This is a genomic window from Pseudomonas sp. LLC-1 (genome assembly GCF_002992185.1).
In the GTDB taxonomy this organism is placed as follows: domain Bacteria; phylum Pseudomonadota; class Gammaproteobacteria; order Pseudomonadales; family Pseudomonadaceae; genus Aquipseudomonas; species Aquipseudomonas monteilii.
This window is the reverse complement of sequence record NZ_LUVY01000013.1, coordinates 24,244-46,283: the sequence shown is the minus strand read 5'-3', so window position 1 is coordinate 46,283 and position 22,040 is coordinate 24,244. Positions and strand designations below refer to the sequence as shown.

The 22,040-nt window shown below is 63.7% G+C and carries 19 protein-coding genes; 13 read left to right on the top strand and 6 right to left on the bottom strand.

The window, feature by feature from the left end:
- Positions 1-589 (bottom strand): TetR/AcrR family transcriptional regulator (locus tag A0O30_RS13310; protein ID WP_105946823.1); only part of this gene is annotated, 589 nt, incomplete at its 3' end.
- 239 nt (positions 590-828) lie between these two features.
- Here A0O30_RS13310 and A0O30_RS13305 point away from each other — a divergent pair.
- The 10 genes from A0O30_RS13305 (at position 829) to A0O30_RS13260 (ending at position 11,487) form a co-directional block, all read left to right on the top strand.
- Entirely contained in the window at positions 829-2,232 is a 1,404-nt protein-coding gene (locus A0O30_RS13305) for an LLM class flavin-dependent oxidoreductase (protein WP_105946822.1), read from the top strand.
- A gap of 19 nt (positions 2,233-2,251) precedes the next feature.
- Positions 2,252-3,214: an AMP-binding protein gene (locus A0O30_RS13300; RefSeq protein WP_105946821.1), complete on the top strand. Its 963-nt coding sequence runs from the start codon at positions 2,252-2,254 to the stop codon at positions 3,212-3,214.
- The gene (locus A0O30_RS13295; protein ID WP_060497352.1) at positions 3,211-3,978 is read left to right on the top strand and encodes an ABC transporter ATP-binding protein; all 768 of its coding nucleotides are present in this window, start codon (positions 3,211-3,213) and stop codon (positions 3,976-3,978) included. Before A0O30_RS13300 ends, A0O30_RS13295 begins: the two co-directional genes overlap by 4 nt.
- Positions 3,978-4,859: a branched-chain amino acid ABC transporter permease gene (locus A0O30_RS13290; RefSeq protein WP_060497351.1), complete on the top strand. Its 882-nt coding sequence runs from the start codon at positions 3,978-3,980 to the stop codon at positions 4,857-4,859. Before A0O30_RS13295 ends, A0O30_RS13290 begins: the two co-directional genes overlap by 1 nt.
- A gap of 4 nt (positions 4,860-4,863) precedes the next feature.
- The gene (locus A0O30_RS13285) at positions 4,864-5,928 is read left to right on the top strand and encodes a branched-chain amino acid ABC transporter permease (protein WP_025753727.1); all 1,065 of its coding nucleotides are present in this window, start codon (positions 4,864-4,866) and stop codon (positions 5,926-5,928) included.
- 80 nt (positions 5,929-6,008) lie between these two features.
- Positions 6,009-7,373 carry an ABC transporter substrate-binding protein gene (locus A0O30_RS13280; protein ID WP_371921624.1) on the top strand — a complete coding sequence of 455 codons (1,365 nt, stop codon included), beginning with the start codon at positions 6,009-6,011 and terminating at the stop codon, positions 7,371-7,373.
- Entirely contained in the window at positions 7,370-8,146 is a 777-nt protein-coding gene (locus tag A0O30_RS13275) for an ABC transporter ATP-binding protein (RefSeq protein ID WP_105946820.1), read from the top strand. The genes A0O30_RS13280 and A0O30_RS13275 overlap by 4 nt, the downstream gene beginning before the upstream one ends.
- Before the next feature lie 205 nt (positions 8,147-8,351).
- Positions 8,352-9,695, top strand: a complete 1,344-nt coding sequence (locus A0O30_RS13270) for an OprD family porin (protein WP_105946819.1) — start codon at positions 8,352-8,354, stop codon at positions 9,693-9,695.
- 168 nt (positions 9,696-9,863) lie between these two features.
- Positions 9,864-11,099, top strand: a complete 1,236-nt coding sequence (locus tag A0O30_RS13265) for an SfnB family sulfur acquisition oxidoreductase (protein WP_105946818.1) — start codon at positions 9,864-9,866, stop codon at positions 11,097-11,099.
- 10 nt (positions 11,100-11,109) lie between these two features.
- Complete coding sequence (locus A0O30_RS13260; RefSeq protein ID WP_105946817.1) at positions 11,110-11,487, top strand: hypothetical protein; 378 nt, start codon at positions 11,110-11,112, stop codon at positions 11,485-11,487.
- 143 nt (positions 11,488-11,630) lie between these two features.
- Here A0O30_RS13260 and A0O30_RS13255 read toward each other — a convergent pair whose 3' ends face one another.
- Entirely contained in the window at positions 11,631-12,872 is a 1,242-nt protein-coding gene (locus A0O30_RS13255; protein WP_105946816.1) for an acyl-CoA dehydrogenase family protein, read from the bottom strand.
- 282 nt (positions 12,873-13,154) lie between these two features.
- Between A0O30_RS13255 and A0O30_RS13250 the strand changes: the two genes are divergently transcribed.
- Complete coding sequence (locus tag A0O30_RS13250; protein ID WP_105946815.1) at positions 13,155-14,255, top strand: efflux RND transporter periplasmic adaptor subunit; 1,101 nt, start codon at positions 13,155-13,157, stop codon at positions 14,253-14,255.
- A gap of 6 nt (positions 14,256-14,261) precedes the next feature.
- Positions 14,262-17,327, top strand: a complete 3,066-nt coding sequence (locus A0O30_RS13245) for an efflux RND transporter permease subunit (RefSeq protein WP_105946814.1) — start codon at positions 14,262-14,264, stop codon at positions 17,325-17,327.
- Between the two features lie 136 nt (positions 17,328-17,463).
- Here A0O30_RS13245 and A0O30_RS13240 read toward each other — a convergent pair whose 3' ends face one another.
- From A0O30_RS13240 to plsB, 3 genes are all read right to left on the bottom strand, one after another.
- Positions 17,464-18,150, bottom strand: a complete 687-nt coding sequence (locus A0O30_RS13240; protein WP_060497341.1) for a DUF4197 domain-containing protein — start codon at positions 18,148-18,150, stop codon at positions 17,464-17,466.
- A gap of 33 nt (positions 18,151-18,183) precedes the next feature.
- Positions 18,184-18,582, bottom strand: coding sequence for a YbaY family lipoprotein (locus A0O30_RS13235; RefSeq protein ID WP_105946813.1), 399 nt, complete (start codon positions 18,580-18,582; stop codon positions 18,184-18,186).
- Between the two features lie 76 nt (positions 18,583-18,658).
- Positions 18,659-21,145: a glycerol-3-phosphate 1-O-acyltransferase PlsB gene (gene plsB / locus A0O30_RS13230; RefSeq protein WP_105946812.1), complete on the bottom strand. Its 2,487-nt coding sequence runs from the start codon at positions 21,143-21,145 to the stop codon at positions 18,659-18,661.
- 232 nt (positions 21,146-21,377) lie between these two features.
- Between plsB and A0O30_RS13225 the strand changes: the two genes are divergently transcribed.
- Positions 21,378-21,587 (top strand): cold-shock protein, encoded by a 210-nt coding sequence (locus A0O30_RS13225; RefSeq protein WP_003252255.1) that lies wholly within the window; start codon positions 21,378-21,380, stop codon positions 21,585-21,587.
- Positions 21,588-21,651: 64 nt separating this feature from the next.
- Here the strand turns inward: A0O30_RS13225 and A0O30_RS13220 are convergent, their stop codons facing one another.
- Entirely contained in the window at positions 21,652-22,029 is a 378-nt protein-coding gene (locus A0O30_RS13220) for a hypothetical protein (RefSeq protein WP_016712948.1), read from the bottom strand.
- Positions 22,030-22,040: the final 11 nt, after the last annotated feature.

Below are 22,040 nucleotides of genomic sequence, written 5' to 3'. Positions count from 1 at the left end.
CGGCCTCTTCGCCCTCCAGCGGCCCCGCACAGCCCAGCAGCAAGCGATAATCCGGCGCGCCTTTCACCAGGCAGAAGAAGTGCTCTGCCGCTCGCAGCGGGTCGTCAATGCGCAGCAGCCCACGTTCATCCGCCCCGCGCAGCAGCGCTTCCATCCCTGCCAGCACACGCTTGGGCCCGGCCTCGTAGAAATACTCGCCAAAACTCGGGTCCAGGCTGCCCTGAGCCATGATCAGGCGGCTGAGCTTGACCGCTTCGTCACTGCTGATCAGTGCCTGGAAACCACGGGCAATGGTCAGCAGTACCTCTTCTACCGGTACACCCTCGGGGTACTCGAACAACAGGTCAGGCAGCTGGATCTGGCAGGTGGCCATGACTGCCGAGCAGAACAAGGTCTGCTTGTCGGTGAAGTGGCTGTACACGGTGAGCTTTGAAACACCTGCCGCCGCAGCGACCGCATCCATGCTGGTGTTGGCATAGCCAAGGCTGAGAAACAGCGCCTTGGCCGCTTCGAGAATCGCTTCGCGCTTGGCCAGGTCCTTTGGCCGGCCTGGGCCGATGGGTGCGTCGTTGGGCATTGTGGTCTGCATCTGGTTGAAGAGTCGTTCATCTTAACGGGTCAGGCGCCATCCGGCTAAAACCAACCCGCAAAACCTGCTGTTCGCCAGTAGACAGTTGATCGACACTGGTGTCGTCACGCAGGCATTGGATGTGTTGCTTTGTTTTATAAGGTACTGATTTATAACAATTAATTTGTTGGCATGAATCGTGTTGATAGAGCAGTAAGGGCACCTTGCAAGGGTGCCGAGCCTATCGAACAGGAGTCCCCATGCCACGTGAAATTCGTTTGAACGCCTTCGAAATGAACTGTGTCGGCCACCAGTCGCCCGGCCTGTGGCGCCACCCCAAGGACCGCGCCTGGCAGTACAAGGACCTGGACTACTGGACCGACCTGGCCAAGCTGCTGGAGCGCGGCAAGTTCGACGGCATCTTCATCGCCGATGTGATCGGCATCTACGATGTGCTGGGCGGTAATGGCGACGCGGCCATCCGCCAGGCGGCCCAGGTGCCGGTGAACGACCCGCTGGCACTGATCACACCCATGGCGCTGGTCACCGAGCACCTCGGTTTCGGCCTGACGGCCTCGCTCACCTTCGAGCACCCGTACCCGTTCGCCCGTCGGCTATCGACCCTCGACCACCTGACCAAGGGCCGCATCGGCTGGAACATCGTCACCTCTTACCTCGACAGCGGTGCGCGCAACCTTGGGCAGAAGGCGCTGAGCAACCATGACGCCCGCTACGACTACGCCGACGAGTACCTGGAGGTGCTGTACAAGCTGTTCGAAGGCAGTTGGGAAGACGGTGCGGTGGTGCGCGACCGCGAAACCGGCCTGTTCACCGACCCGCGCAAAGTCCACGAGATCCGCCACCACGGCAAACACTTCCAGGTCCCGGGCATCCACCTGTGCGAGCCGTCGCCGCAACGTACACCGGTGCTTTACCAGGCCGGTGCGTCCAGCCGCGGCAAAAATTTCGCTGCCGGCCACGCCGAATGCGTGTTCGTCGCCGCGCCGTCCAAGGTCATTTTGAAAAAGACCGTGGCCGACATTCGCCGCCGTGCCGCCGAGGCCGGGCGCGACCCGCGCAAGGTGCTGATCTTCAACATGCAGACAGTGATCGTCGACGATACCGATGCCAAGGCCCAGGCCAAATGGCAGGAGCTGAAAAGCTACGCCAGCTACGAAGGCGCCCTGGCGCTGATTTCCGGCTGGACCGGCATCGACTTCAGCAAGTACCAGCCTGACCAGGTGCTGGAGCATATCCACACCAATGCCATCCAGTCGGCGGTGGAAGCGTTTTCCACCGCCGACCCGAACAAGCGCTGGACCGTGCAGGAACTGGCCGACTGGGTCGGCATCGGCGGCTTTGGCCCGCTGATTGTCGGCAGTGCGCAGACCGTAGCGGACGAGTTGCAGGCCTGGGTTGAAGAAACTGATGTCGACGGCTTCAACCTGACCTATGCCCTGGCCCACGAAACCTTCCGCGATGTGGTCGAGCTGCTGGTGCCCGAACTACAGCAACGGGGGGCCTACAAGACCGAATACCGCCCCGGCACCCTGCGCGAGAAGCTGTTCGGTGACGGCCCACGGCTGCCGGCCACGCACCCGGCTGCCGGTTACCGCGACCTGAGCCGCCAACCCACCCCGGCCAGCATTACCGAGCCGGCCTGAGCCGACAGGGAGCCACGCGATGAATGTGCATGAATTTACCCCGCCGCAGGCTGATGCCGTGGCCGACAGCCACTTGCAGGCCCTGCAGCGCTGGGCCCGGGAGCGCCCAACCCGGGTCGCCCTGCGCCATCGGCGCCTGGGCGTGTGGAAGGCCTGGCGCTGGATCGACGTACAGCGAGAAGTCGAACGCCTGGCCGATGGCTTGAGCCAGCAGGGCTTTGTGGCAGGCGCGCGGCTTGCCTTGAGCGGCGCCTATGAGCCCAGCCTGGTGTTGCTTGCGTTGGCCGCACGGCGCCTGAATGGCCATACCCTGCTGATCCCCGCCAACAGCCGTGGCGAAGACTTGCAACGCCAGCTGCGCCTGGCCTACCCGGGGTTCGCCTTTGTCCAGCGCCGCGAACAGGTGGCGCAATGGCTACAAACGGGGTTGCACGGCCAGTGGCCGCTGCAGTTGTTTGTGCCGCAAGCCGATGCCGTGCTCACAGGCCAATGGCAGGTTCAGCCGCTGTCGGCGCTGTTTGTCGGTGCTGCACCTGCAGCGCAGCGTTTGGGGTGGGCACAGGTCACCCGGGACGAGGTGCTCTGGGTTGATGAAGGCAGTGAATGGCGCGAAGGCCTGACACACCTGCTCGACCGCTGGCTGGAGCGGGGTGAAGGCCTGGCGTTTCCGGAAACGGCCGAGTCGGCCAGCCGCGATCGCCGCGAAATCGCCCCGACGGCGTTGCTGCTGTCTGCTGAGCGGGTGCAGGCACTGGCCGATGAAATAGAGGCACGGCTGCCGCCTGCTGGCAGTTGGCAACGGCGGCTGTGCGACTGGGTGCAGCAAGATCCGCAACGCGGCCTGCGGCGCTGGCTGAAAACCCGCGTGCGGCAATTGCTCGGCTTCCAGCGCCTGCAACGCATCGATGTGCCCAGCGCCCCTGTTGCCTCGGGCACGGCACGGCCGGCCTGGCTGCGTGATTACCTGGAGCGTGCGGCATGAGCGCCTTGCTGGAGGTGCGCAACGTGTCGCTGTCGTTCAAGGGCGTCAAGGCGATATCAGACCTGTCATTCAGCGTAAGACGCGGGGAGATCTGCGCCCTGATCGGGCCCAATGGCGCCGGTAAAAGCTCACTGCTGAACATCCTCAACGGCGTCTATCGCGCTGATGCCGGCCAGCTGTTTTTCGCCGAACAGCCGCTGCGCCGCCCGCACCCGCTGACCGCCGCACGGCTGGGCATTGGCCGCACGTTCCAGAACAACGCGTTGTTCAAGAAGATGAGCGTGCTCGACAACCTGCTGACCGGGCTGTCGCGCTTTCAGCGCAGTTTCTTCCTGGAGCAGGCACTGGGTTTGCCACGTGCCCGCCGCGAAGCGCGGGCGTTTGCCGAACGCGCCGAGCAGGTGCTGGAGTTTCTGGAATTGCAGGCCTGGCGCGAGGTGGCCGTTGGCAGCCTGCCCTATGGCCTGCAGAAACGCGTGGAGCTGGGCCGTGCGCTGATCGCCCATCCGACGCTGTTGCTGCTCGACGAACCGATGGCCGGCATGAACACCGAGGAGAAGCAGGAAATGAGCCGCTTCATCGCCGATATCAATCGTGACCTTGGCACCACGGTGATCCTGATCGAGCACGACATTCAAGTGGTGATGGGCCTGTCCAGCCATGTGGTGGTGCTGGATTACGGGCGCAAGGTGGGGGATGGCTCGCCCGCCGACGTGCAGGCCAACCCCGATGTAATCGCCGCGTACCTGGGGGCAGCACACTGATGAACTTCTTCCTCGAAACCCTGATCGGCGGCCTGCTCGCCGGCACCATGTATTCGCTGGTGGCGATCGGCTTCGTGCTGATCTACAAGGCCAGCGGCGTGTTCAACTTTGCCCAGGGCGCCATGCTGCTGTTTGCTGCACTGACCTTCGTCAGCCTGCACCAGCAAGGCCTGCCGTTTGCCGTGGCGCTGGCCATTACCGTGGTGGTGATGATCATCGGCGCACTGCTGATCGAACGGCTGGTGCTGCGGCCACTGGTCAACCGCTCACAGATCACCTTGTTCATGGCCACGCTGGGCCTGTCGTTCATCATCGAAGGGCTGGCTCAAGGGCTGATGGGGGCTCAGGTGCGTGCGCTGGACCTGGGCATCGAAGACGTGCCGCTGTTCGTCGGCGACATCATGATCAGCCAGTTCGACCTGGTGGCCGCTGGTGTTTCCGCCGCACTGGTAGCGCTGCTGGCCGTGCTGTTCAACCGCACCCGCATCGGCCTGGCCTTGCGCGCGGTGGCCGACGATACCCGCGCGGCGTTATCGCTGGGCATCAACCTCAACCGCATCTGGCAGGTGGTGTGGGCCGTGGCGGGCGTGGTCGGGCTGGTGGCCGGGCTGCTGTGGGGCGCACGCCAAGGCGTGCAGTTCTCGTTGTCGCTGGTGGTGCTCAAGGCGCTGCCGGTACTGATCATCGGTGGGTTCACCTCGATTGGCGGGGCGATTGTCGGCGGCCTGATCGTGGGTGCCGCAGAGAACCTGGCCGAAGCGTACATCGGGCCGCTGATCGGCGGTGGCATCACCCCTTGGTTCGCCTACTTCCTGGCGCTGATCTTCCTTTACATCCGCCCGGCCGGCCTGTTCGGCGACCGAGCCATCGAACGGGTATGACCGCATGACCACGACTGCCGCGCGCCTGACAGCGCGCTTCGACGACGCACCGCTGACCCTGGTGGCCCGCCACCGCCCGTTGGGCCTGGCCCTGTTGCTGCTGGTGGCCTTTGTCGTGTTGCCCTGGTTGGGCAGCGACTACTGGCTGAATGCGATCCTCATCCCGTTCCTGGTCTTGTCGCTGGCCGGCCTTGGCCTGAACCTGCTGACCGGCTACACCGGGCAGACCTCGGTGGGGGCGGCAGGCTTCATGGCGGTAGGGGCCTTTGCCACCTACGGCTTGCTGCTGCGCGTGCCGGGGCTGCCATTGCCGCTGGCGCTGCTGGGCGGTGGCCTGATTGCCGGGGTGGTAGGGCTGGTGTTCGGCCTGCCCAGTTCGCGCATCAAGGGTTTCTACCTGATGGTCACCACCCTGGCCGCGCAGTTCTTCCTGGAGTGGGTGTTCGCCAAGTTCCCGTGGTTCTACAACTACGCCTCGTCCGGCACCATCAGCGCGCCGCGCCTGGAACTGTTCGGGCATAACCTGGCCACGCCAGTAGGGCGTTACCTGCTGACCCTCAGTTGCGTGGTGGTACTGACCTGGGTGGCGGTCAACCTGGTGCGTAGCCAGGTGGGCCGTAACTGGATGGCGATCCGCGACATGGACACCGCCGCCGCCGTCATCGGCATCCAGGTGGAGCGTTACAAGCGCCTGGCCTTTGCCGTCAGCGCGTTCTACCTGGGCATTGCCGGGGCGCTGTGGGCCTTTGCCTACCTGGGCACGGCCAGCGCCGGCAGCTTCGACATCAACCGCTCATTCCAGATCCTGTTCATCATCATTATCGGCGGCATGGGCAGCATTGCCGGCAACTTCATTGGCGCGGCCTTCATCAGCCTTACGCCGATTTTGCTCAGCCATGCCGGGCAGTGGCTGTTCAACGGCCATGTCGATGCCGGGCAATTGCAGAACCTGCAGAAGATCCTGTTCGGCAGCCTGATCATCTGGTTCCTGATCAAGGAACCCGAGGGCCTGGTGCGCCTGCTGGGCAACCTGCGCGAACGCATTCGCGTCTGGCCGCTGCGCTTCTGAGCGATCCCACACCCATCAACAGCACCTTGACCCGGCCACGGGAAAGGAGGTTCACAACACTTCACCTAAAAGTATCGACCATGCGAAAAACCAACATTCACGTACCTTTCAAACGTCACGCCGCCGCCCTGGGGCTTGCTCTGGGCCTTGCCTCGGCCTGGCAGCCGGTGGCCCAGGCCGCCAGCAACGAACAGTTCTTCCCGTTGGCCACCTACCGGGTTGGCGCTTACGCCTCCAGTGGCATTCCGGTATGGGCCGGGATGATCGACTACCTGCGCTACATCAACGAGGTCGAAGGCGGTATCAACGGCGTCAAGCTGGTCTGGCAGGAATGCGAAACCGAATGGACGGCCGAGAAGGGCATCGAATGCTATGAGCGCTTCAAGAATGGCCTGAACGGTGCGCCGGTGGCGTTGTACCAGCCTAACGGCGCACCGGCGGCCTACGCCCTGGCGGAAAAGGCCGAGGCCGACAAGATTCCGCTGATTACCCTGGGCTATGGCCGCACCGAAGCCACCGACGGCCGGGTGTTCCCCTACAACTTTCCGGTGATGCTGACTTTCTACAGCGAGGCCTCGGCGTTCATCAACTACGTGGCCGAGCGCGAAGGCGGGCTGGACAAGCTCAAGGGCAAAAAGATTGCCACCGTCTACCACGACTCCGCCTATGGCCGTGAAACCCAAGGGCCAATGGCGCTGCTGGCGCAGAAATACGGCTTCGAGAACATCCAGATTCCGGTGGCCGACCCGGGCAACGAACAGGCCGGGCAATGGCGCCAGGTGCGCCAGCAGAAGCCGGACTGGGTGTTCCTGCGTACCTGGGGTGTGTCCACGCCGGTAGCGATCAAGACGGCGGCACGTTTCGGCTTCCCGGTAGACCGCATCGTCGGCGACATCTGGGCCAGCTCCAACGAAGACGTGCTGCCGGCGGGCGAGGCCGGTAAGGGTTATCTGGCATTGACGCCCTATCCCGGCGGCGCCGATTTCGACATTCACCAGCGCATCCGCAAGTACATCGTCGACACCGGCAAGAGCGACCTCAAAGACCCGAAAAGCTTCGGCAGCGTGTACTACAACTCTGGCCTGGTGAACGCGGCCATCGCCGTCGAGGCCATCCGCGCCGGGCAGAAGAAGTTCGGCAACCGCCCACTGACTGGCGAGGAAGGGCGCTGGGGCCTGGAGCACCTGGACCTGGGCGATGCCCGTCTGAAGGAAATCGGCTTCCTTGGCCTGATGCAGCCGCTGAAGCTGTCATGCAGCGACCATGAAGGGGGTGGCGCGGCCAAGGTGCAGCAATGGGATGGCCAGAAGTGGACGCTGGTGACCGACTGGGTACAGGCCGACCGCGCCACCCTGCGCCCGCTGATCGATGCCAAGGCAGGCGAGTTTGCCCGTGAAAAAGGTGTTACCCCCCGCGAATGCGCCAAAGACGAGGCCGCCCCATGACCCACAGCCCGCGTGCTGCCGAGCGTGCCCACGCGCTGTTGGGCGTGCAGGATATCGAAGTGATCTACGACGGCGCGATCCTGGCCGTGGCCGGGGTTTCCCTGCGGGTCGGGCAGGGCGACATCGTCGCCTTGCTGGGTGCCAATGGCGCAGGCAAGAGCACCACGCTCAAGGCCATTTCCGGGTTGCTGCAAGCAGACCGTGCGCGGGTCAGCCGTGGCCACATCCACTTCCAGGGCCAGGACACCGCCGGCATCGCTGCCAACCGCCTGGCGGCCCAAGGCATTGTGCATGTGCTGGAGGGGCGGCATGTGTTCGCCCACCTCACGATCGAGGAAAACCTGCGTACCGGGGGCTTTCTGCGCAAGCCGGCACGGCGCGAACTGGAACAGGCGCTGGAGCGCATCTATGCCTGGTTCCCGCGTTTGAAAACCAAGCGCAAGACCCAGGCCGGGCTGACCTCGGGTGGCGAGCAGCAGATGCTGGCCATCGGCCGTGCGCTGATGACCCAGCCACGGCTGGTGCTGCTGGACGAGCCCTCGATGGGGCTGGCGCCGATCATCGTCGAAGAAATTTTCGACATTGTCGCCCAGCTCAATGTCAAGGAAGGCATGAGTTTTCTGGTGGCCGAGCAGAACATCAACGTTGCCCTGCGCCATGCCGATTATGCCTACATCCTGGAGAACGGCCGGGTGGCGGGTGAGGGGGCTGCTGTGGAGTTGGCTGCGCGCGAAGACCTGCAACATTTCTACCTAGGAGGCAAGGCTGGTTGATAGATCCTGGGGGCGCGCAGCGCCCCCGGAAGTGTTGTATCGCACGCAACAGCAACTGAACAATTTGCCTGTGAAGAACATCCAAACAATTTCATAAATTTATATAAGTATTTGAAATATATAGATTTTATTGGTGGCACGGTTATTGGAATAGCAGAGCGTCCCCGCCCCGGCGGGGTTATCCAACTCATAAGGACGTTCTGCCATGCGCTCGCGCAACTACCCACCCGTCACCCTCGCCCTGGCCATCGGCCTGACCACGCCGGCATTCGCCGAAGACGAAGGTTTTCTCGACGGCACTCAACTGCAAATCATCAACCGCAACTATTACTTCAGCCAGGACTACCGCAACGGCGATTTCACCCGTAACCCCAACACCGGCGAACGCCAGAGCCAGCACCGCGAATGGGGCCACGGCATCATCGCCAACCTGCAGTCGGGGTTCACCCAGGGCATAGTCGGCCTTGGCCTGGACGTGCAAGGCCTGGTCGGGCTGAAGCTGGACGGTGGCAATGGCACGGTGGGCAATGGTGTTGGTGTGCCGGGCATCGTTTCGCGCTCGGGCAGCAACTTCGATGGCGAGCCCAAGGATGCCTACGGCAAGGTCGGCGTAGCGCTGAAGGCGCGCGTGCGGGACACCGAACTGCGCTACGGCGATGTCAGCCCGACCAGCCCGGTGCTGCATGCCAGTGACATCCGCCTGCTGCCGCAGACCCTGCGCGGTTTCATGTTCAACGACCACTCACTGCAAGGCCTGAGCCTGCAGGGCGGCAAGCTGGAGTCCAGCAGCGACCGCAACGCCAGCAACCACCGGGGCGACCTTGGCACCGTGTACGCCGGGCGGCTGAAGGGCGCCAATGATGTGATGTACCTGGGCGGCGACTACCGCTTCAACGACCAGCTGAACCTGCGCCTGCACGCCAGCCGGCTGGACGATGTGTGGAACCAGCAGTTCTTCAACGTCGACTACGTACAGCCGCTGGGCGACAGCCTGACCCTGAAAACAGGCCTGGATTACTACCGCACCCGCGACAGCGGCCAGGCGCTGGCCGGCAAGATCGATAACGATTCCTGGAGCGTGCATGCCGGCATCAACGCAGGCGGGCATGGCTTCAAGCTGTCGTATACGCGCATCGACGGCGACACGCCGTTCGACTATGTGTGGAACACCTACGACATCCAGCTGGACGCGGCATCGCAGGTGTCCGACTTCAACAACCCCAACGAACGGGCCTGGGAAGCGCGCTACGACTACAACTTCGCTGTGCTCGGCCTGCCTGGCCTTTCGCTTACCGCCCGCTATGTGCGTGGCAGCGATATCGATGGCACCCGCGCGGGCGGCGCCTACAGCTACTACAACGGCATCGAGGATGGCCGCCACTGGGAGCGCAACCTGTGGGTGCGCTACGTGGTGCAGGGCGGGCCGGCCAGGAACCTGTCGTTCAACGTGATGCAAGCCACCCACCGGGTAGGCGGCGGCCATACCGCCGAGGCCAACGTCGACGAGTTGCGGGTGATCGTCGAGTACCCGCTGGACATCAGCCTTTGAGTGGCCCCGGCGAACTGTTTGCGGGGCAACAGACAATCTGCAGTTTGTCGGCCTCGGGGCTTTTCGAGCGCCTGGATAACTCACCTAACCATATGAATTTAAAGGCTTTGTAAGGTTGGCACAGGTTCTGCTCAACAGCTGTGGAACCTGTTACGCATGGAGCAGCACATGACGACCCTTTCACCCGCATCCAGCCTGCCTGCGCAGGCCCGTTCGGCGCCACGGCGCGCCGCCCATGTCATCCGCAGCGATGCCGAAGCCATCGAAGTCGCGCAGCGCCTGGCCGAGGAATTTGCCCAGGAGGCCGCCCTTCGCGACCGTGAGCGGCGCTTGCCGTGGGATGAGCTTGACCGCTTTTCCGACAGCGGCCTTTGGGCAATCACCGTGCCCAAGGAGTACGGTGGCGCGGGCGTGTCTTACGCCACGCTCAGCGAAGTGATTGCAACCATCTCGGCGGCCGATTCGTCCCTCGGCCAGCTGCCGCAAAACCACTTTGGTGTACTCAGCAACCTGCGCCTGACCGGCAGCGAAACGCAGAAGCGTGACTACTTCGCCAAGGTGCTGCAGGGCTACCGTTTCGGCAATGCGTTTTCCGAGTCGCGTGGTCAGTACGTGACCACCTTCCAGACGCAAATCCGCTTCAACGGTGGCAGCGCCGTGGTCGATGGCGAGAAGGCGTACTGCACCGGTGCCTTGTTTGCCCATATCGTTCCTGTTGCTGGCGTTGATGAAGAAGGGCGACCGCATATCGCCTTTGTCCCGCGTGATGCCGCAGGCCTCACCGTGGTCGACAGCTGGGACGGCTTTGGCCAGCGCATCACCGCCAGTGGCCAGGTGCGCCTCGACGGCGTGCGGGTTCCGGCGGGCGATGTGATACCGGCCTGGAAGGCCTACGACCAGCCCACCGCCGATGGCCCGATCTCGCAGATCATCCAGGCTGCTGTGGACACCGGTATCGCCCGTGGCGCTTTCGCCGCGACCTTGCAAGTGGCCCGCCAGGCAAGGCCGTGGGCCGACAGTGGCCTGCAGCATGGCTGGCAGGACCCGTTGAGCCAGGCGCTGATCGGCGAACTGGCCTGGCGCCTGCAGGCAGCCGAAGCCATCCTGCGTCGTGCGGCGCAGGCCGTGGACCTGGCGGTTGCCCAGCCTGACGAAGAGCACGTGGCGCAAGCCTCGGTGGTGGTCGGCCAGGCCAAGGTGCTGTCCACGGCCATTTCGCTGGAGGCCTCCAGCCGCCTGCTGGAACTGGGCGGTACGCGCAGTGTTTCGGCCAGCCGGGGGCTGGACCGCTTCTGGCGCAATGCCCGCACGCACACCCTGCATGACCCGGTGCGCTGGAAGTACCACCTGGTCGGTAACCAGTTGCTTAACGGCATCAAGCCGCAACGTCACGCCTGGAACTGAGGAGGCGCCCATGTCCAATACCCATTCCCACGGCCGGAACGACCTGGCCTATGCCCGTCAGGTGGAAGCGGCCCTGCTTGAGTTCTTGCGTGACCGCAATGCCCGCCACGAAACTCTGGTGATTGCCACGGTGGGTGAGGTGCGCATTGCAATTGATGCGGCCGATGCATTGCTGGAGCGGGCCGATGATTCGCAGGCGTCGGCAATTGCATTTCGCCTGGCGGCTGCCGAGGGCGCTCGGCTTGCTGGCGAGGCGTATTTCGAGTTGGCCGGTCGCAGCGTGGCGCGGCCAGAGGTGAGCGGTGGTGAGCCTGTGCTGGCCACCCAACGGCGGTTGTTGGGGGATCACTACCTCAATGGTGCGGCGTTGGCCGACGGCTTGGGTTAGCTGCTGATAGTGCCGGGGCCGCTTTGCGGCCCATCGCCGGCAAGCCAGCTCCCACAGGGGATGTGCAGCTCTTCAGTATTGCGCAGCCCCTGTGGGAGCTGGCTTGCCGGCGATGGGCTGCGCAGCAGCCCCAATGCGGTTACTCAGGACTGCTTGGCCCCCCCACCAATCTGCCACACATACGGCGGTTCAGTACCGTTCACATGCCAGTCGCCGACAATGCGCTCCTTGTAGATTACCGGGTTGTGCGAAGCCGCCGTGCGGGCGTTGCGCCAGTGGCGGTCGAGCTGGCGGCTGGTGCTGGTGGTGGAGGCACCCAAGGCATTGAACAGGTCGCTGGTGGCGCGCAGTACCAGGTCGATGGCTGCCACCTGGGCCTGGGCCGACTCCAGTTCGGCCAGCACATTGGCCTGCTGCTCTGCGGCCGGGTCATTGGCAAAACGTGCCAGGTAAGCCTGTTGGCTGGCCTCGGCGGCGCGCAGGGTTGCGGCTTCGGCGGCATAGACCTGGCCCGAGGCCTTGCCGATCACTTGCAGCACCTGTGGGTCCTCACTGACTGCCGCGCCGTTGCCGTGGCTGAACACCCGGGTGCGCTTGCGGGTCTCGTGGCTGAAGTCGCGCACGGCGGCACGCCCGGAACCGGTGATCACCGCCAGCAGCACCAGCTGGTAGAACGCGGTCTGGTATTTGAAGCGGGTGGCGAAGTCGATGATGTTCTCTTCCTCGACCACGGCATTTTCGAACACCGAGGTACCGCTGCCGGTGGTGCGCTGTCCGAATCCGTCCCAATCGTCGCTCTGGCGGATGCCGGGTTGTTGGGTGCGAATGGCTGCGATCACGTCGGCCCCGGTGTCGTCGCGGCGGGCGAACAGGTCGATCCAGTCGGAGAACAGGCTGCCGGTGCTGTAGTACTTGGTGCCGTTGACCACCCACTGTTCGCCCTGACGCGAGACGCGGGTGATGACATCGCCAATCTTCACCGCGCCGATCTCGGTCCAGGCGCAGCCCACCAGGTCACCCGCAACGAAGCGCTTGAACCACACATTTTGTGGCGCGCTGGCATGGGCGTTGAGGCGGTCCTCGACGAAGGCGAAATGGCCGCGCAGGGCCTGGGGCACGTTGGAGTCAGCTTCGGCCAGTTCGATCAACAACTGGAACAGCTGCGGCAACGAAGCGCCGCCACCGCCGTGCTCGACCGGTACGCGCACGGCACCAAAGCCGGCCTCCTTCAGCCAGCGGATCGGTTCGTGGGGCAGGGTGCGGTTGCGTTCGCGTTCCACGCTGCTTTCGGCAATGCGCGTGAAGATGGGCCTGAAGCGTGCTGCGAGCGTGGCGTAGTCGGCGCCGTTGGCGGGGACGGGCAGGTGTTGTTCGAGGGCAGTCATCGGAATACTCCAGGTACATGAAGGAGGGGGTGTACCGTTGATTGCACAGGTCGTGCCGGCTGGTGGAACGCCCGTGATACGGGGCTTGCGGCGTATATGAGGGATTTCTGGCTGTGGCGGGGTGGGGCAAGTTGTTGATTGGCTGTGGGCTGTGCAACAGCTGACGGCCGTTGAAAAACCGTCTGGATTTCTTTGTAACGCCAGCTTCCCGGCACCGACGGCCTGATTTAATATACTTGCCAGTATAAATATTCGATGTGCACCTCTGCGAAAGGATTCATCATGTTGCGCCATGCCTTGTCCATCGCTCTGCCCGCCGTTGCCGTGCTGTTACTGGCGGCGTGCGGTCAGGAAGCCACACCACCTGCAGCGCCGCGCCCGGCGCTGGTGGTGCAGCCGCAGCCGGCTGAAGCCGCTGCCGACAGTTACCCCGGTGAAGTGCGTGCGCGCTTCGAGCCGGAGCTGGCTTTCCGCATTGGCGGCAAGGTCAGCAAACGCCTGGTCGAGGAGGGGCAGCGGGTCAAGGCCGACCAGCCGCTGGCTGAACTGGACCCGCAGGACGTGCGCCTGCAACTGGAAGCCAACCGCGCCCAACTGGCAGCCGCCGAGGCCAACCTGGCACTGGTGCGCGCCGAGCGCGACCGCTACCAGAAACTGCTGGACCGGCAGATGGTCAGCCATTCCCAGTTCGATAACGCTGAAAACCTCTACCGTGCCGGCCTCGCCCGCTTGAAGCAGGCCAAGGCCGAATTCGATGTGGCCGGCAACCAGGCCGAATATGCCGTGCTGCGTGCCCCACAGGCCGGGGTGATCGCCAAGCGCCAGGTTGAAGTGGGCCAGGTGGTCGCCGCTGGGCAGACCGTGCTCACCCTGGCCGCCGATGGCGAACGGGAAGTGGCTATCGGCCTGCCAGAGCAGCAGTTCGCCCGCTTCGCCGTGGGCCAGCCGGTGAGCGTGGAGCTGTGGTCGCACCCACAGGAGCGCTTCCAGGGCCGTATCCGCGAGTTGTCGCCGGCCGCCGACCCGCGTTCGCGCACCTTCGCGGCGCGCATCGCCTTCACTTCGGCCGCTGCACCGGCCGAACTGGGCCAGAGCGCCCGGGTGTTCATTGCCCATGAGGGGCTGATTCCGCTGTCGGTGCCGCTGTCGGCGGTTACCGCAGAAAACGGTCAGGCGTATGTATGGCGGGTCAACAAGGACAGCCATCTGGAGCGGGCAGTGGTGCGTCTGGGGGCGTATGGCAGCGACAGTGTGCCAGTGCTCGAGGGCCTTGCCCCGGGCGACTGGGTGGTCGCCGCCGGCGGTCATGTGCTGCGCGAGGGCCAGGAGGTTCGCCCTGTGGACCGCAGCAACCGTGTAGTGAACCTGACGGCCAAGGAGTAAGTCCCGATGGGTTTCAACCTTTCTGCCTGGGCGCTGCGCAACCGCCAGATCGTCCTGTTCCTGATGATTTTGCTGGCGGCCATTGGCGCCATGTCCTACACCAAGCTGGGCCAGAGCGAAGACCCGCCGTTTACCTTCAAGGCCATGGTCATCCGTACCCTGTGGCCCGGTGCCAGCGCCGAGGAAGTGTCGCGCCAGGTTACCGAGCGCATCGAGAAGAAGCTGATGGAAACCGGCGAGTACGAGAAGATCGTCTCGTTCTCGCGCCCCGGCGAATCGCAGGTCACCTTCATGGCCCGCGACTCGCTGCATTCCAAGGACATCCCCGAGCTGTGGTACCAGATCCGCAAGAAGGTCGCGGACATCCGTCACACCTTGCCACCGGAAATCCAGGGCCCATTCTTCAACGACGAGTTCGGCACCACCTTCGGTAATATCTATGCGCTGACCGGTGAGGGCTTCGACTACGCGGTGCTCAAGGATTACGCCGATCGCATCCAGATCCAGCTGCAGCGAGTCAAGGATGTGGGCAAGGTCGAGCTGGTCGGCCTGCAGGACGAGAAAATCTGGATCGAGCTGTCCAACCTCAAGCTGGCCACCCTTGGCGTGCCACTGCAGGCGGTGCAACAGGCCCTGCAGGAGCAGAACGCGGTGAGCACCGCCGGCTTCTTCGAAACACCCAGCGAGCGCCTGCAACTGCGGGTGAGCGGGCGTTTCGACAGCGTCGAGCAGATTCGCCAGTTCCCCATCCGCGTGGGTGACCGCACCTTCCGCATCGGCGATGTCGCCGAGGTGCACCGCGGCTTCAACGACCCGCCCGCGCCGCGCATGCGCTTCATGGGTGAGGATGCCATTGGCCTGGCCGTGTCGATGAAGGACGGTGGCGACATTCTGGTGCTGGGCAAGGCCTTGGAAAGCGAGTTCGAGCGCCTGGCGCGCAGCCTGCCGGCCGGCATGGAGCTGCGCAAGGTGTCGGACCAGCCAGCGGCGGTCAAGGCCGGCGTGGGTGAGTTCGTGCAGGTGCTGGTCGAGGCCCTGGTTATCGTGCTGCTGGTGAGCTTCTTCTCGCTGGGCCTGCGCACCGGCCTGGTGGTGGCGCTGGCCATCCCGCTGGTGCTGGCCATGACCTTCGCCGCCATGCATTACTTCGGCATCGGCCTGCACAAAATCTCCCTCGGCGCTTTGGTGCTGGCGCTGGGCTTGCTGGTGGACGATGCGATCATTGCGGTAGAGATGATGGCGATCAAGATGGAGCAGGGCTACGACCGCCTCAAGGCGGCCAGCTATGCCTGGAGCAGTACTGCCTTCCCGATGCTCACCGGCACCCTGATTACCGCAGCGGGCTTCCTGCCCATCGCCACGGCTGCCTCCAGCACCGGCGAATACACCCGCTCGATCTTCCAGGTGGTGACCATCGCGTTGCTGACTTCATGGGTGGCGGCGGTGGTGTTCGTGCCTTACCTGGGCGAGCGCCTGCTGCCAGATCTGGCCAAGTTGCATGCCGCACGCCACGGCAAGGACGGCCATGCGCCAGACCCTTACGCCACGCCGTTCTACCAGCGTGTGCGGCGAGTGGTGGAGTGGTGCGTGCGGCGGCGCAAGACCGTGATCCTGCTGACCATCGCCGCCTTTGTCGGCAGCATCCTGCTGTTCCGTTTCGTGCCCCAGCAGTTCTTCCCGGCCTCCGGGCGCCCGGAACTGATGGTTGACCTGAAGCTGGCTGAAGGGGCCTCGCTGGCAAATACCGCCGAGCGGGTCAAACAGTTGGAGGCGCTGCTCAAGCAGCAGGACGGTATCGACAACTACGTGGCCTATGTGGGCACTGGCTCGCCACGCTTCTACCTGCCGCTGGACCAGCAACTGCCGGCCGCCAGCTTTGCCCAGTTCGTGGTGCTGGCCAAGTCGATGGAAGACCGCGAGCGCCTGCGCAGCTGGCTGATCAGCACCGTGGACCAGCAATTCCCCGACCTGCGCGCCCGCGTTACGCGCCTGGAGAACGGCCCGCCCGTGGGCTACCCGGTGCAGTTCCGGGTGACCGGCGAGCACATCGAGAAGGCCCGCGCGCTGGCGCGTGAAGTGGCTGACAAGGTGCGGGAGAACCCGCATGTGGTCAACGTGCACCTGGACTGGGAAGAACCGAGCAAGGCGGTGTTCCTGGAGATTGACCAGGACCGCGCCCGTGCCCTGGGCGTGAGCACCGCGCACTTGTCCAGCTTCCTGCAAAGCTCGCTAACGGGCACCACGGTCAGTCAGTACCGCGAAGACAACGAACTGATCGAGATTCTGCTGCGCGGCACACAACAGGAACGCGGTGAACTGGGCAACCTCGGCAGCCTGGCATTGCCCACCGATAACGGCCAGAGCGTAGCGCTGTCGCAGGTAGCCACCCTGGAATACGGCTTCGAGGAGGGCATTATCTGGCACCGCAACCGCTTGCCGACCGTGACCGTGCGTGCCGATATCTACGACAAGGAGCAACCGGCCACGCTGGTGAAGCAGATCGAGCCGACGCTGAAGGAAATACGCGCCAAGTTGCCAGATGGCTACCTGCTTGAAGTGGGTGGTACGGTGGAGGATTCCGAGCGTGGTCAGAAATCGGTGAACGCCGGCATGCCGCTGTTCGTGGTGGTGGTGCTGAGCTTGCTGATGATCCAGCTGCGCAGCTTCTCGCGCACGGTGATGGTGTTCCTCACCGCGCCGCTTGGGCTGATTGGCGTCACCCTGTTCCTGCTGGTGTTCCGCCAGCCGTTCGGCTTTGTCGCCATGCTCGGCACCATTGCCCTGGCGGGGATGATCATGCGCAACTCGGTGATTCTGGTGGACCAGATCGAGCAGGACATCGCGGCGGGCATGGAGCGCTGGCAGGCAATCATCGAAGCCACGGTGCGGCGCTTCCGCCCGATTGTGCTGACCGCGCTGGCGGCGGTGCTGGCGATGATTCCGTTGTCGCGTAGCGTGTTCTACGGGCCGATGGCGGTGGCGATCATGGGTGGTTTGATCGTGGCCACGGTGTTGACCCTGTTGTTCCTGCCGGCGTTGTATGCGGCGTGGTTCAGGGTCAAGAAGGGCTGAAGACCGCAGGGGAGGGCTTTGCCCTCCTTTCGCCGGCAAGCCAGCTCCCACAGGTACTGCACATGGCCTAAAGTCAATGCAATCGAGGTGGGAGCTGGCTTGCCGGCGATGGGCTGCAAAGCAGCCCCCGGGGCTATCACAGGGCGCCGAATACCTTCTTGGCCAGGCTGGTAGCTGCCTGGGCCGGGTTCTGGCGAATGCTCTGCTCCTGCTTGCCAATCATCTCGAACAGGCCATCCAGCGCTTTCTCGGTCACGTAGTTCTCGATGTTGGCGTCATCTTTGACCAGCCCAAGGCCTTTGGCCTGTGCGGCAAAGGCATTGTACTGCTGCGCCACGCCAACCTTGTCGGTAGCTTGCTTCACAATCGGCAGGAACTTGGCGCGGATCTGCTCGCGGCTGCTCTTGTTCAGGTACTGGGTGGCCGAGTCGTCACCGCCGCTGAGGATGCCTTTGGCATCGGTCACGCTCATGTTCTTCACGGCATCCACCAGAATTGCCTGGGCCTGCGGCACGGCAGCTTCGGCGGCCTTGTTCATGCTGGTTTCCAGGGCTTCGACCTGTTCACCTTTGCCGAACATTTTCATTGCCTTGGCGGCTTTGCCCAGGTTGCCCGGCAATTCGATACGCACGTCCGGGTTGTTGCTGAAACCGCCCGGGGTGCTCAGTTGCTTGACGGCCAGTTGCGCGCCTTGGGTCAGGGCATCTTTCAGGCCGCCGGTGGCGTCTTTCTGGGTCAGGTCACCCAGCGACAGGGCCAGGGCACTGGCCGACAGCAGCAGGCCGGCGCACAGGGTGGTGAAACGCAGGGAGGTGCGGATCATGAAGCTTTCCTTGTAAACAGATAGAGGCGGGTATCAGCGAACCTGGTCGACCTTGATGCGTACTGATTTCGGGTCGCTGCCGTCGAGCATCACACCATGGTGCTCGGTACTGATGAACAGCAGTTTGCCATCCAGCTCGATGCGCGCACTCACCGAGTAGCGGTGGCCGGGCTTGACCTGCGCAGGGTCGTAGGTGAGGTGGAACGGCAGCGGCACGTTGCCTTTGACCGGGCCGGCCTGGCGGGCCAGGGTCACGGCAGGGGCGTCCATCAGCGAAACATCCTGCAGTTCCACGCTTAAGGTAGCGGCAGGCGGCAGGGCAATACGCTGCAGGTAGAAGACTTCACCGTCCAGGCTGGCCTGGGTGGATGGGGTTTGGCTGGAACAGGCTGCGAGCAGGGATGCGCAACACAGCATAAAGAGTTTTTTCATGGAGTCTCCGGTGTCCTTGGCGTTGGCTTGTGGCCAACCCCAGGGACTTTAGCGGATTTTCCCGGCAGATAAAGCGTTAGATGGTCGAAGTTTCCAGGCCATCGTCACGGTGCAGGGCCACTTGGCGGATCGACAGGCGTAGCTCCGCAGACAGCACACGCTTGGCCACGCCCTCGGCCAGTTCGCCGAGCTTGTTGTGGTAACCCAGCTTGCCTTGAGCGTCGGCATGCAGCACGCCTTGCTCAAGCAGGGTCTGGATGAAGTGGCGGAACAGCGTTTTGTCGAAGAACTCCGGTGCATTCAGGCCATGCAGGATCGACAGGCGTTGGGCCATCATCACGCACAGGTCTTCCAGCGCCTCGGCGCTGAGGCTGTTCTGCCCGTTGTTGAGCAGCAGCGAAGTGGCCATGTAGAAGCGCTGCAGGGTCTGGGTGATGGTGCGGGCGAGCAGGGTCAGCAACACGAACTGCCGCGAGCTGGGCGCAGGGCGTACATACACCTCGCCGTCCAGACGCAGCAGGCCTTGCTCCACCAGCGCGGCCAGCCACTGGTCGATCACTTCCTCCAGCTGCTCTGGCGTCCAGCGCAAGAACAGTTCGGCCTGCAGGTACGGGTATAGCGCTTGTACATACTGGCCCAGCAATTCGCGGCTCATGCGCGAGCTGCTGAGGAAGAAGCTGGCCAGCAGCGCCGGCAGGGCGAAGATGTGCAGCACGTTGTTGCGGTAGTAGGTCATCAGGACCGCATTGCCTTCATCCAGGTACAGGATGCGGCCCAGGGCGTCCTTCTGTTCGGCTACCAGGTTCATGCTGCGCACATGTTCGATCAGCGCCTGGCCGTCGCCGTCGGGCAGGGTGGTATGGGGCGAGTAGGGCACTTGGCGCAGCAGGGCCAGGTACAGGTCCAGCACGCGGGTCAGGGCGCGTTCGTCCAGGGCCAGGCGGCTGGTGGACAGCAGCGCCAGGGCCACCAGGTTGACCGGGTTGATGGCGGCGGCCTCGTTCAGATGACGGGCCACAGTCTCACCCAGGCGGGTGGTGGTAGCGTTGAGCCATTCCGGGCGGTACTGCGGGCCATGGTCTTGGTCACGCCAGCCGGGCTGTTGTTCGTCGAGGAAGCCGGCCAGGCGGATCGGCTCGCCGAAGTTGACGTAAACCTGGCCAAAGCGCTGCTTGAGCGCGCCAAACACCTTGAAGATGTCGAACACCGACTCCTTCTTCTTGCTGGCGCCGCGCAGTTCGCCCAGGTAGGTGCGGCCTTCGAGTACGCGCTCGTAGCCGATGTACACTGGCACGAACACGATCGGCGTACGCGACGAGCGCAGGAAACTGCGCAGGGTAATGGCCAGCATCCCGGTACGTGGTTGCAGCATGCGCCCGGTACGTGAGCGGCCGCCTTCAACGAAGTACTCGACCGGGAAGCCCTTGGTGTACAGGGTGTGCAGGTACTCGTTGAACACGGCGGTGTACAACGGGTTGCCCTTGAACGTGCGGCGCATGAAGAACGCACCGCCACGGCGCAGCAGGTTGCCCACTACCGGCATGTTGAGGTTGATGCCCGCAGCCACGTGCGGCGGGGTGAGGCCGTTGCGGAACAGCAGGTATGACAGCAGCAGGTAGTCGATGTGGCTGCGGTGGCACGGCACGTAGATCACTTCGTGGCCGGGGGCGATGCCTTGCACGTGCTCGATGTGGTTGACCTTGATGCCGTCGTAGATCTTGTTCCAGAACCAGCTCAGCACCACTTCAAGGAAGCGGATGGCGGTGTAGGTATAGTCCGAGGCAATCTCGTTGCCGTAGCGCAGCGCCTGGGCTTCGGCCTTGGCCAGTGGCAGGTTTTCGCGCTGCGCCTCGTCGACGATGGCCTGGCGCACCTGCGGTGCGTGCACCAGGCCTTTGACCAGGTTGCGCCGGTGCGAGATGTCCGGGCCGATGACCGCCGTCTTGAGGTTGCGAAAATGCACGCGCATCAGGCGTTGGGCCATGCGCACTGTGCGCTCGTGCCCCTTGTTGTGCTGCACCAGTTCGCGCAGGTGGATAGGCGCGGAGAACTGCACCCGGGTCTTGCGCCCCAGAATCAATACGGTCAGCAGCCGGCGCAGGCGCCCGGTAACCGCCCAGCTGTCGGCGAACAGCAGCTTCCATGGGCTGGATTCACTGGCCGGGGTCTGGCCCCAGAACACGCTGACAGGAATGATCTGCGCATCTTCCTCGGCATGCTGGGTGATGGCAGCGACCAGGCGCTCGAGCGTTGGTGGCGCGCCGCGTTTGTCCTGGCGGCCCAGCCAGTCCGGGTCGGGGGTGAGGTAGAAGAACCCGGCCGGCTCCTGCAGTGGTCCCACGGCTACCGGCAATACCGGGCGCGGCAGCCCCGCTTTGGTGCATTCGTGGTCGAGCACGGCCAGGTCGGTGAGCGCGGGCGACGGCAGTGCATAGAACACCGGCCGGCTGCGGTCGAGGTTGAGGGACATGGACGACTGGTTGATGGTCTCGGAGCGCACCCACAGGTACAACAGGCGACGCAGGCCGCCGAAGATCAGGCGGTGCAGGGGGGAACGGGTCATGGGGTGTGTGCCCTGGGTGTGATGTTCAGGTGAGTATCCAGCTAATTAGTCTGCCGTATCGGCGTAAGTTCAGCAAAAATCGGCCAACTGCGGGACCGTCATCAATTTTTTTTGTTCTGTGTCATATACTCGGCCTGCCACTTGCAGGATATTTCGGCAAGCGGCGTTGGCACGGGGCCGTGAGCTCATGCCTACAAGGCGATCTTCACAATAAAAATCCGGAGTAGTTCAGATGTCGTCTCGTGAGACTGGGAATGTAAAGTGGTTCAACGATGCCAAGGGTTATGGCTTCATTCAGCGCGAAGGTGGTGCGGATGTATTCGTCCACTACCGGGCGATCCGTGGTGAGGGGCATCGTACCCTGGTCGAAGGGCAGCGCGTGGAATACGCCTGCGTGCAGGGCCAGAAAGGCCTGCAAGCCGAAGACGTAGTGGGCCTCTGAGCCTTTTGCGGTAGGCCTCAAGCTGCAAGTTGACCGTGTAACTTGCAGCCTGAAGCAACCTGTTTCAGCTGGTGCGCCAGGTGATTTCCTCTTCACCGTCGGCGCTGATGCGGACCCAGCGGTCGGCATCTTCTTCCCCGTCTTCCTCCACCCAGCCACCCGGCGCACAGCGCACTTCCACACCCAGTGCGGCGAAGGCGGCGCGGGCGCAGGCGACATCATCAGCCCATGGCGTCTGGTCGCTTTCCAGGTACAGGCTGTTCCATTTCCCTACAGCCTTGGGTAACCAGGTGACCGGAATGTTACCGGCCTGGCATTTGAAGGTATGACCTTTCTGCTTCCATTCGCTGCACGGGCCGATTGCCTGGGCGAGCCACTCGGCAATCTGCTTGTGGTCGACGTCGGCGTCCTTCAGGTAGATCTCGATATCAGGTTGGCGCATAAGGGCTCCGG

Bases quoted from the DNA above. Each gene is read 5' to 3' on its own strand.
- A0O30_RS13285 (WP_025753727.1), top strand. From the start codon at position 4,864: ATGACCACGACTGCCGCGCGCCTGACAGCGCGCTTCGACGACGCACCG.
- A0O30_RS13260 (WP_105946817.1), top strand. From the start codon at position 11,110: ATGTCCAATACCCATTCCCACGGCCGGAACGACCTGGCCTATGCCCGT.
- A0O30_RS13250 (WP_105946815.1), top strand. From the start codon at position 13,155: ATGTTGCGCCATGCCTTGTCCATCGCTCTGCCCGCCGTTGCCGTGCTG.
- A0O30_RS13245 (WP_105946814.1), top strand. From the start codon at position 14,262: ATGGGTTTCAACCTTTCTGCCTGGGCGCTGCGCAACCGCCAGATCGTC.
- A0O30_RS13305 (WP_105946822.1), top strand. From the start codon at position 829: ATGCCACGTGAAATTCGTTTGAACGCCTTCGAAATGAACTGTGTCGGC.
- A0O30_RS13240 (WP_060497341.1), bottom strand. From the start codon at position 18,150: ATGATCCGCACCTCCCTGCGTTTCACCACCCTGTGCGCCGGCCTGCTG.
- A0O30_RS13275 (WP_105946820.1), top strand. From the start codon at position 7,370: ATGACCCACAGCCCGCGTGCTGCCGAGCGTGCCCACGCGCTGTTGGGC.
- A0O30_RS13235 (WP_105946813.1), bottom strand. From the start codon at position 18,582: ATGAAAAAACTCTTTATGCTGTGTTGCGCATCCCTGCTCGCAGCCTGT.
- plsB (WP_105946812.1), bottom strand. From the start codon at position 21,145: ATGACCCGTTCCCCCCTGCACCGCCTGATCTTCGGCGGCCTGCGTCGC.
- A0O30_RS13280 (WP_371921624.1), top strand. From the start codon at position 6,009: ATGCGAAAAACCAACATTCACGTACCTTTCAAACGTCACGCCGCCGCC.
- A0O30_RS13270 (WP_105946819.1), top strand. From the start codon at position 8,352: ATGCGCTCGCGCAACTACCCACCCGTCACCCTCGCCCTGGCCATCGGC.
- A0O30_RS13220 (WP_016712948.1), bottom strand. From the start codon at position 22,029: ATGCGCCAACCTGATATCGAGATCTACCTGAAGGACGCCGACGTCGAC.
- A0O30_RS13255 (WP_105946816.1), bottom strand. From the start codon at position 12,872: ATGACTGCCCTCGAACAACACCTGCCCGTCCCCGCCAACGGCGCCGAC.
- A0O30_RS13225 (WP_003252255.1), top strand. From the start codon at position 21,378: ATGTCGTCTCGTGAGACTGGGAATGTAAAGTGGTTCAACGATGCCAAG.
- A0O30_RS13265 (WP_105946818.1), top strand. From the start codon at position 9,864: ATGACGACCCTTTCACCCGCATCCAGCCTGCCTGCGCAGGCCCGTTCG.
- A0O30_RS13295 (WP_060497352.1), top strand. From the start codon at position 3,211: ATGAGCGCCTTGCTGGAGGTGCGCAACGTGTCGCTGTCGTTCAAGGGC.
- A0O30_RS13290 (WP_060497351.1), top strand. From the start codon at position 3,978: ATGAACTTCTTCCTCGAAACCCTGATCGGCGGCCTGCTCGCCGGCACC.
- A0O30_RS13300 (WP_105946821.1), top strand. From the start codon at position 2,252: ATGAATGTGCATGAATTTACCCCGCCGCAGGCTGATGCCGTGGCCGAC.